This is a genomic window from Luteibacter sp. P4_D7_3 (assembly GCF_056401735.1).
In genome coordinates this window covers 1-6,974 of the sequence record NZ_JBFUIT010000221.1, presented here as the reverse complement: position 1 = coordinate 6,974, position 6,974 = coordinate 1, and the positions used below count along the sequence as shown (strand labels likewise).

Genomic DNA, 6,974 nt, shown 5'->3' with positions numbered 1-6,974 from the left:
GGACATGGCTGGTCGAGTAGTTCCGGCTCTCATAGGCAAAGGTCGAAGAACCGGTGGGCTTGCAATGGAGATTGTCGAACGTCCACAAAAGGTCGCTTGCGTTGTTCCACACGAGCGAGTCGACGAAGGGCCGTAGCCCGAGCTCACGCTGCAGGTAGCCGGCAAGGCCGGCCGCGAGAAGCTCGTCTGCGTGCGAGTGGGAGATGAAGACGTTCGCGTCGACCGAGGCAAACCAGTCTTGCATGGTCTTTTTGCCATCAATAATGTCTTTGCTCACCAGCGCGGACAAGTCCGGCTTGAGCTTTGGCCATTCTTTGGCCATGAACGCCGAACCCATGGTTGAGTGCTTCCGGAACAAGACTTCGGCGGTCCCGTTCACTTTCAGGTTGAATCCCTTGAACACAAATCTTCCTTTCAGGAGGGGGTCTGTCCTCCGTTGACCGCACAGGCCGGGGTGGGGCAATGCTGCGCAGGGCCCATTGCACGCGTGGCAAATATCCTCGTGATAGCTTGCCGTGCGGAGCCAGCTGTACGCAACACCTGGCTTACTCTGGGTTCAATCGACTTCAGAAAGAGAAGGGTTTTGCCGAAATTGTTGTATGGGACGCACCTCGGCGTGTGGTTGGCATTGGGGAAACATGCATGACATCAGCTATCACACCGTTCTTGCCCTCGTTCCTGTTGTTCCAGCAGGAGGGGCACTTGATTCAGAGCATGCTGACAGCCGGTCTGACGGCGGCGCTCACAGCGGACGTTCGCCACAAGGGTCAGGCCTACGTTGCYATGTTCAACCTGGCGACCGGACTCGAACGGCTCTTCAAGGTGGTCATCATGCCGAACACATGTTTCGCCACGCATCGGTGGCGCCAACCGTCGAGCAACTGAGGGTGTATCGTCACAGCCTCCGCAAACTGTACGACGCCTGCGAAGAGATTGGCGGGCATCACGATCAAAGCATCCCGGCCCCCGACCCGGACGTCCCTGGATGCGTTGAATACGGTCTTGCTCACCGCGCTCGATGACTTCGCCCAGGGTGCCCGGTATCACAATCTCGACAAGCTCGGCGGCCAGGGCAGAAGCCGTGACCCCCTCTCCAGTTGGGGCGAGCTGCTGCAACTCGATCTAGCCGAGGTACCCCCAGCCAGGCGCGCATTCGCACTGAGGCGTCCGTGGTGGCTGGCGCCAGTTGCCGCTCAACACGCAGACGCGCATCCGGCGCGTGCAGGCACGCTTCGGCTTGCCAAATAGCGCTGCCCGCGACGCGGACTGAGGCGGCCGGTGCGCATTGAGGTGTGCGAGGGAGACCCATTCGGGTGAGGAATCCGGACCTGATGATGACTACCATCTCAAGTCCGTACCGGATGTGCCGATACGGGTTAATCCCCACCGAAGTCGAGCACCCCCATGGAAGGACGTCACATCACCCCGCATTGGCTGGTTGCATGGTTTGGCAAGGGAGGACCCTGGTCGGTTGACCTGACCGACAGCGCCGTTGAATGGACGACCCGGGACGGGTCCGGGTCGCAGTCGCTGGCGTCGTCCGTCCGTGCGCACACGGTGGAGCACCGCTTTTTTTCCACGCTCACCCTCTCGGTCAACGGCAGCTCACGTGCGTTTACCGGTGCAAGGAAAAAAGAGGCGAGCGCGTTCCTGTTGGCATTCGGCAACGCCCAGCAATCTGCGACGGCGAAGGCCGCCACAGCTCATGCCCTTGATGCGGTATCGAAGCCGTTGCTGGCGGGATGGGCTGCAGCCAACGCCGTGATGCAGGCGGCGCGTTTCCTTGCCTGGCGCGAGCGGGACGCGTTGTTCCGGGCGGTCCGTGATCTGCGCCCCGTCCTTTTGTCGGCCGGCGCTGCCATCAAGGACGCTGGTGCGCACGGCGTCGAGGTTCCGGAAGCCGTGATGTTCGCGCATGACGACCTGTTCCGGTTGTCGGCGGGATTTGAGGGTCTCGTGAAGAAGAAAAACGAGGACTTTGTCGAAGCGGAGCGCGCCCGCTGGGAGACTTTTTTCAAGGTGTGCGAGGCGTCGGCCATGACCGATGAGCAGGTCACGGCCATCCTCACCGAAGAAGAGCGCACGCTGCTCGTTGCGGCCGCCGGCTCGGGGAAAACCTCCACCGTGGTCGCCAAGGTGGCTTATCTTCTGGCGAGCGGGATTGCCGAGCCGGAGGAGATTCTGTGCCTTGCGTTCAACAAGGCAGCTGCCAAGGAAATGGAACGACGCATTGCGGCGCGCCTGAAGCATCTTGTGACTTGTGAAGACGCGCTTCCCGAAGGTGCACGTGAGCGCCTTGCAGCTCTCGGTGACTGTACGGTCACCAGCAAGACCTTCCATTCGTTTGGCCTTGGCGTGCTCATTCGGGCCGAGGGCCGCAGGCCTTCACCCAAGAGCAAGCGGCAAGAATCCGATTTCAGGCTGGCGCTCGACGGTTTGATGCGTAAGGCCGAGTTCGCACGGCAATGGTGGCAACTCCAATTGGTGATGGGGCACCAGAACCCGCCAGACTCGCAGTTCAAGACCGAGGCGGACTACCAGGCGTACTTGCGCACCGTCGCCAAGGGCCGGTTGCAGGCTGACGGCATCAAGACCCTCGGTACGCCAAGGCCCGTCCGCTCGCTGCAGGAAGCGGCCATCTCCAACTGGCTTTACGTCATGGGGGTCAAGTTTGACTACGAAGAGCCTTTTGCAGAAGGCGCTGCCATTTTGTGCCCGGGGCGGACATGGCTGCCGGACTTCAACTACCGCGTCAGCGACGGGGGGCATCCTGTTCGCATCGTCCACGAGCATTTCGGGGTCAATGCCAAGGGAGAGGCGCCGGCCTTCTTCGATGCCCCGGAACGTTATTCCCGGGAGGCGAAAGACAAGCAGGCCGTTCTTGGCGGGATCGACGCCCGCCATTTCTGGACCACCAGCGCGGACTGGACGGACGGCACCTTGTTCGAAAAACTCGAAGGTGCCCTTCGCAGCGCGGGCGTCGCAATTGAGCCCCGTTCGACCGAGGTCATACGCAAGCAGCTGGACCATATTGGCATCGAAGTCAAAGACGACCTGGTCGAAGCGGCGGTCAAACAAATCCGGGGCAACGGCTTTACGCACAACGAAGTGCTGGGCCGGGCGCGCCGCATGCCTGATGGCGTGCGTGCCGTGTTGTTTGCCGAAACATGCTGGACCATCGCCGAAGCGGTCAACGACATCATCAAGGCGCGGACGGGTGTCGACTTTGAAGACATGATTCGCCGTGCGCTCAATCACCTGGGTGACCATGCGGGCAAGTTGCCCTACAGCCGGGTCATTGTTGACGAGTTCCAGGACACGGCGCCGGGCCGGGGCGAGATGGTGCGCCGCGTGCTTGCCGGCCCCAAGGCGCCGCGTCTGCTGGCTGTCGGGGATGACTGGCAGGCCATCAACCGCTTCTCGGGGTCGGACTTGCGCTTCTTCACGCGATTTGCCCACTCGTTCGGCTTACTGGAAGAGGCGTACGCCGAGTGCAGGCTGGAGAAAACCTTCCGCACCAACCAGGGCATTGCCGACATCGCTGGCCGGTTTGTGCTGGCCAACGACACGCAGATGAAAAAGACCGTCGTCGCCGACGACCAGCGCAGGGACGGTATCCTCGACATCCAGCCGTTCAAGGGCGTCGATGACATGCGGGAGATTATCGACACCGTGCTTGATGGATGGGTCGCCGCGCACACGGGTCCGGACAAGCCCCGGGTGTTCATCCTTTCCCGGTATGGCCTGGACCACACCCAGGGGTTCAACAAGGAGGCCATGGCCGAGCTCGACGCCGCATGGGCCGACCGCATTGACCCGCCAGTCGGTTTCCGCTCGATGTTCTCGACCATGCACAGTTCCAAGGGCATGCAGGCGGACTACGTCCTGCTCGTTGGCCTGTACAGCATCGGTCACCACTACGGCTGTTTTCCATCGGAGCGATACCAGGATCCCCTCGGGGACATGTTCCTGCCCGCCCGGGAAGCGGTCGAAGACGCTGAAGACCGTCGGCTTCTGTACGTCGCGCTGACCCGGGCCAAACACCGGGTGGCGATGCTTGTCCAGGAGAAGCACCCGTCCCGCTATGTTCCCGAACTGATGAAGGCCTGGCGCGGGGGTGAAGTCCGGGTCAACGGTGGGACTTTTTCCCTGTGCAAGGACTGCGGTGAGGTCATGCTGGTGCGAAGGGCGCGCGATGACAACGGGATGTCCTTCCTTGGCTGCGGCAATTACTGGCGACACGCCTCAATGGCCGCCAACGCATCCGCCGCATGAGGTGAGGACGGTTCGCGTGGGATCCAGGCCGGTGACTGTGGAGGGCAGGGCAGCGGTCGCAACCGGTGAGATGAGACACGGGCAGGCTGTGGGTCACCGGCATGAGTGTCGGGCGCGGATTCAAACCAGATGAAACACGGGGGGCTTCATGACCGAGACACAGCAGGTTCTTCGCAAGCTCGCGGACGCGTCCGTCTACGATCCGGACCTCAACCCGACCGATACCGACCTTGCCGTTGGCCGGCTTGAGCGTCGGCTTGCGCCCGTTTTTCTGGCCAGCATCTCATTGCTGGCGTGCCTGTTTGTTGTCCGGACAGGTTCGTTGGAAGCGCTCGGAACGAAGGTAGATTTCGTCGCAGTCCTCGCGGGTGCGGTCGCGATCATGTCCGGTCTGGGGAACATGCTTGCAGACGTCATTGTCCGGCGAGTCCGCAGGCGCTTTCGTGCCGACGACGAGTTCCACCACTCCTTCGCCCGCGCGATCCATCGTGACCCCCAGGTCGAAGCGCTGGCGGTCCACAGCGACGGTGTGCTGGAAGACATGGAAGACCAGGTCGAGGCGCGTTTGACTGGTGCGTCCACGCGCCTGAGCACCGTCATCGGTGACCGCTCCTCCATCATCACGACCGGCGTGGCGCTGCTTGCCACCTACAAGGTCGCCACGGACCTGAAGTGGGTGCCTGCCGGCTCGGCCTATTCGCTGTTTTATCTCGTCGTCGGCGCCTTCATCGTGCTCACGCCGGCCATGCTGGGCAGCGTTGCCGAACGGCTGGTGTACCAAAAAGGGCTTCTTGCCTCGGCCAGAAAGCGCAAGGCGCGCGCGCTTCTGGAAGGAGGCCGCCCGGCGGATTCAGACCTCGCTTCCGCGTCGACGTCGCTACCGGCGGCTACCAATGACAGCGACGGGGCGCCGGTTCCCGCCTTGCCCGACACGGGGCAGCCGAATATCGTCGGGCACCAGGTGGGAACAGACATCCGGTAGCCGCGTGGCGGCACCGAACAACGGCCCGGTGACGGGCTTAACAGGGGGGAGCCCATGGCAAGACGGACATTTTTCTCGTTCCACTACCAGCCAGACGTCTGGCGGGCGTGGAACGTGCGCAACTGCTGGGTGGTCCGACCCGACGACCAGCAGAGCAACGGGTTCTTTGACAGCAGTGTGTTTGAGAGCTTCAAGAGAACCGGCGACGAGCAGCTGAAAACGTTCCTCCGAAACGGTCTGGACAACACCTCGGTCACCTGCGTCCTTGCAGGGACCTCAACCTGGCAGCGCCGGTGGGTGCGCTACGAGATTGCCCAGAGCATACTCAAACGCAACGGTCTGCTCACGGTCGACATCCATGGCGTCAAAAACCAGCAGGGCCAACTCGCGCTCCCCGGTTTCGACCCGCTCGCGCAGATGGGTGTTTACCGGGCAACCAACGGCATTTACCTTGCCGAATGGTCAGGCGAAAAATGGGTGGCCTACCAAGACTACACCAAGCCTGTTGCCAAGTCGGTGCTGTGGTTTCCGGCGCCGAAGACCACGGACGTCGTGCAGTTTTCCCGCCACACGATGCGGTACGACTTCGCTGCCCAGAACGGGCGGGACAACATCGATGGCTGGATTGAACTGGCGGCCGGCAACGCCGGCCGCTGATGTCAAGGTTAGCGCTCAAGCTCCTCGAGAATGGACTCCAGGAGCGTAAATCGCTCACTGTCACCAGGCACCGCATTGGCATAGAGCCAGTCGAGCGCGGGAAACTCCTGGACACCCTTGCTTGCACATTCCTGCAACTTCGCGATCGACATTGGGAGAAGATGTTTTTGCGGAACACGATAGGCGACCCGCAGGGGCTCGTCTGCGCTGTCGCTGGCAACCACTACGTGTGAATCAGCCGCCACCCTGCTCTGGAGCCGTCGCTTATCAGGCTTGCGCTGGAGGACGCTCGACGTCATCAGCTCGTGGTAGATCCACGGAGACTCTGTGGCCACCTTGCCAAGGTCCGGTGCATCGGCGTCCTCGATGCTGATGGACTTTGGGGTGTCGAGGAAGATGAGGCACTCGCAGCTGTCCATGGCGGCCGACAGCGATGTTGCCAGCATCATGTGAACGTGGCTCGTTGAATAATTGCGCTTGTCGTAGCTGAAGAGCGTCTTCTTGTCGTCCGTCCAGCAATATTTCCGGTCGACACGGGATTGCAGATCCTTCTGGTCTCCCCAAATCAGCGAATCGACGAAGGGAAGCAGACCGAGCTCTTCCCACAGAAAACCCGCGAGCCCGAGCGCTTTGTTCTCGTCGGCGTGGGCGTGCGAAATGAAGACATGTGCGTTGGTCTTCTGGAACCACTTGCCCTTGATGGCATCGCCGTCGAGCACCCCCTTGGTGATGAAGTCATCAAGTGACCGGGATGACGCGGGCCACGTTTTTTCCAGAATCTTGCGGCCGTCGGCGACGTACGTGGAAAACGCGTTGGCCGTGGCCATTTCGAGCTTGAAACCGTTGAGCATCGGTCACGTCCCTGTCAGTCAGGTGGAATGGGTTCCGCCTTTGGAGGTAGCGTATCTTTACGTGCAACTCTAGCCATCCGCGACACATTCATCCACCCCCAAATGAGCATGCGGTTCGTGTGGTCCCTCACTGGCCGCCGTCTGCGACAGGTCGCGCGATGCAGAAATCGGGCTCAGGCAGCATCGTGAACATCTCCTCGACCTACGGC

At 61.6% G+C, this 6,974-nt stretch carries 6 protein-coding genes; 4 read left to right on the top strand and 2 right to left on the bottom strand.

Features of this window, described 5'->3' with window-relative positions; translation table 11 throughout:
• Positions 1-403 (bottom strand): hypothetical protein (locus tag AC1DSN_RS16200; RefSeq protein ID WP_477331655.1); only part of this gene is annotated, 403 nt, incomplete at its 3' end.
• Positions 404-642: 239 nt separating this feature from the next.
• Between AC1DSN_RS16200 and AC1DSN_RS16195 the strand changes: the two genes are divergently transcribed.
• From AC1DSN_RS16195 to AC1DSN_RS16180, 4 genes are all read left to right on the top strand, one after another.
• Complete coding sequence (locus tag AC1DSN_RS16195) at positions 643-885, top strand: hypothetical protein (protein ID WP_477297306.1); 243 nt, start codon at positions 643-645, stop codon at positions 883-885.
• Between the two features lie 519 nt (positions 886-1,404).
• A complete protein-coding gene (locus AC1DSN_RS16190; protein ID WP_477331653.1) occupies positions 1,405-4,275 on the top strand; it encodes a UvrD-helicase domain-containing protein in 2,871 nt (956 codons plus the stop codon).
• A 148-nt stretch (positions 4,276-4,423) separates the two neighbouring features.
• Positions 4,424-5,257 (top strand): hypothetical protein, encoded by an 834-nt coding sequence (locus AC1DSN_RS16185; protein WP_477331651.1) that lies wholly within the window; start codon positions 4,424-4,426, stop codon positions 5,255-5,257.
• Positions 5,258-5,311: 54 nt separating this feature from the next.
• Entirely contained in the window at positions 5,312-5,914 is a 603-nt protein-coding gene (locus AC1DSN_RS16180; RefSeq protein WP_477297747.1) for a TIR domain-containing protein, read from the top strand.
• Between the two features lie 8 nt (positions 5,915-5,922).
• Here the strand turns inward: AC1DSN_RS16180 and AC1DSN_RS16175 are convergent, their stop codons facing one another.
• The gene (locus AC1DSN_RS16175; RefSeq protein WP_477331649.1) at positions 5,923-6,765 is read right to left on the bottom strand and encodes a hypothetical protein; all 843 of its coding nucleotides are present in this window, start codon (positions 6,763-6,765) and stop codon (positions 5,923-5,925) included.
• Positions 6,766-6,974: the final 209 nt, after the last annotated feature.

Bases quoted from the DNA above. Each gene is read 5' to 3' on its own strand.
- AC1DSN_RS16190 (WP_477331653.1), top strand. From the start codon at position 1,405: ATGGAAGGACGTCACATCACCCCGCATTGGCTGGTTGCATGGTTTGGC.
- AC1DSN_RS16185 (WP_477331651.1), top strand. From the start codon at position 4,424: ATGACCGAGACACAGCAGGTTCTTCGCAAGCTCGCGGACGCGTCCGTC.
- AC1DSN_RS16180 (WP_477297747.1), top strand. From the start codon at position 5,312: ATGGCAAGACGGACATTTTTCTCGTTCCACTACCAGCCAGACGTCTGG.
- AC1DSN_RS16175 (WP_477331649.1), bottom strand. From the start codon at position 6,765: ATGCTCAACGGTTTCAAGCTCGAAATGGCCACGGCCAACGCGTTTTCC.